The organism is Moorena sp. SIO3I6 (genome assembly GCF_010672095.1).
In genome coordinates this window covers 1-1,097 of sequence record NZ_JAAHHU010001655.1, presented here as the reverse complement: position 1 = coordinate 1,097, position 1,097 = coordinate 1, and the positions used below count along the sequence as shown (strand labels likewise).

The window sequence follows — 1,097 nt, the reverse complement described above, 5'->3', positions numbered from 1 at the left end:
GGTTGTGTTAAATCTTCTGCAAATACTTTTAGTGATTTACCACCAAAAACAGACTTAGAAGCTGCTCCTATAATGGCTTTAATTTCTGATTGATTTTGTCTGTAACGCTTATTTTATGTTTTTCTGGTTAAATTGTTTTCTAATATCCGAGCCGACTTTGCTGGGTCTATTTTTTCGAGCTTTCTATGGAGTGTCCAGAGTTTCCCTCTGTTTCTATTTTTCGCACAAATACGTACGGATTTATTGGTGGTTACTTTACCCAACTCCTTACCATGAGCCTGGCCATCTGAGTCATAGAAAGCCTCGGTATAACCCTTATCCAGTCCTATGTTCCGAAGTTTTGCAGGGATTACAACTTGGCCATGGTTTACTAAAAAGTGAACTTCAAACTTTGATAATAATTGATTGTATATTAGTCTAATCTGTCCTTTTATTTTACGATTAGACCGAACAATTATTTGGTTTCTTTTTCCTCTTCTTAGTCCAGCTATTTCTAGCTGATAAGTGTTCCGATATAGTCTCCGACAGCTATAGCCTCCCTGTTGATATACTATCTGATTTTTGATCCAAGAATGTCCCCGTTGAAACTCCTTCCTAACAAGCCTATGGAGTAGTGGGTTATCCAAGAAAGCTAAGCTTTTTAGTTGCTTGCAAAGATCTTTTCTTGTATTATTATTATCTTTCCCAGGGAACCTTTTGTAAACCTTTTTAATGACGGCATCAGTGCAAGCTGCTTGGCTCGCTGTAATGGCTTTTGCCACATCACTGACCGTCCATTCCATTAGCTTCGAGGGTAGTCCCAGGGATTCGGGAGTCCTAAAGCTCCTAACATCTGGGTACGCCTTTTTCCAGTCAAGACTCCAATAATTGATGCTGCCCAGCTTGTTATAAGACTCAGCCCTAACGATGCCCAGTTTTTTCATGGTAGACAGTAACTCAGCCTCAACCGACTCACTCATCCCTATGACAGTAACGATTTGAGTTGATCTGTTTTTTGCTGCGTCTACTTTCTTGGGCATAGTTAGGGCTGAGTCCTACACTTCAATGATACTATAGCGCTAGCATAATGTCAATGTCCGAATTGTGGTATTAAAAAC

The 1,097-nt window shown here is 39.8% G+C and carries 1 protein-coding gene; it reads right to left on the bottom strand.

All coding sequences use genetic code 11. From position 1 onward, the window contains the following. Positions 1-113: 113 nt before the first annotated feature. Positions 114-1,019 carry a hypothetical protein gene (locus tag F6K49_RS52050; protein WP_293110882.1) on the bottom strand — a complete coding sequence of 302 codons (906 nt, stop codon included), beginning with the start codon at positions 1,017-1,019 and terminating at the stop codon, positions 114-116. Between the last annotated feature and the right edge of the window lie 78 nt (positions 1,020-1,097).